Genomic DNA, 1,181 nt, shown 5'->3' with positions numbered 1-1,181 from the left:
GCTTGCCCCCTTGTAACTTGCCTTCGCCGCGCTGTGCTATTGTTCCAGCTGCGGTGGCGGATGGAAGACCGGGACCCTCTTGGGACATCGATCCCGTGGATGAGCAAGGGTCTCCATCTGCTTTTTCATCGAACCCGAACAGTCGCCGGGGCCGCTTGCGTATGCAAAGCCCGATTAGGCAAGGATGGGATAAGATGGATATTATCGTTGGCATCGACGTTTCGAAGGACCGCCTGGACGTGGCGGTCGCAGCATCCGGCACGGCGTTCTTCGTGGAAAACAGCCATGCCGGGATCGACGATCTAGCACAACGCCTCAAAGCCGAGCATGCCGATATCGTTGCGTTCGAGGCAACCGGCGGGTTTGAGACGCTGGCCGTGGCACGGTTGTCGTCTGCCGGATTTGCGGTGATCGTGGTCAATCCGGCGCAGGTGCGCGCCTATGCCAATGCCATCGGCCGCCGGGCCAAGACCGACGCGATCGATGCGGCGGTGATCGCCGCTTTCGTGGCGGCCACAAAACCACAGATCCGCCCTTTACGGGATCAGCAAACCCAGGATTTGTCGGCGCTTGTCGATCGCAGGCGCCAGATCGTGCAGATGATCGTGGCCGAAGAAAACCGGTTGCGCACGGCGTTGGAGAAAGCCACCCGCAAAAGCATCCTGCGTCTGCTGGCCGCCCTGCGTCGCGAGGTCGATAGTATCGATGCGGAGATGGATGATCACATCCGCAAGTCACCGCTGTGGCGGGTGCGCGAGGCGTTGCTGACCTCGGTTCCCGGTGTCGGTCCCGCAACCGCGCGCACGCTGCTTGCCGAGATGCCGGAACTGGGCAATCTCGACCGGCGTCAGATCGCTTCTCTGGCCGGTCTTGCACCCTGGACCCGGCAATCGGGAAAATGGAAAGGCAAGAGCTTCATCGGCGGCGGCAGGGGCAAGGTCCGGGCGGTGCTGTTCATGGCAGCCCTGGTCGCCACACGCTACAATCCAGCCCTCAAAACCTTTCGCGATCGCCTCGTTGACGCCGGAAAACCAAAAATCGTCGCCGTCGTCGCAACCATGCGAAAACTCCTGACAATCCTCAACGCCATCATCAGAGATAACAAACCATGGCAAAACGCTTGACACAAAAGACAGTCGCTCATCCCGCTGCCGCGGACTTCTCCCCGGCGGGGAGAAGAA

The 1,181-nt window shown here is 60.9% G+C and carries 1 protein-coding gene; it reads left to right on the top strand.

Annotated elements, in window-relative coordinates:
* Positions 1-194: 194 nt before the first annotated feature.
* On the top strand, positions 195-1,124 hold the full coding sequence (locus JZX89_RS28440) for an IS110 family RNA-guided transposase (RefSeq protein WP_207136135.1): 930 nt from the start codon (positions 195-197) through the stop codon (positions 1,122-1,124).
* The last annotated feature ends 57 nt before the right edge of the window (positions 1,125-1,181 follow it).

Source organism: Agrobacterium burrii (genome assembly GCF_017313405.1).
Taxonomy (GTDB): Bacteria; Pseudomonadota; Alphaproteobacteria; order Rhizobiales; family Rhizobiaceae; genus Agrobacterium; species Agrobacterium burrii.
The sequence above is the reverse complement of the archived record's forward strand: the minus strand, read 5'-3'. Positions and strand labels throughout refer to the sequence as shown.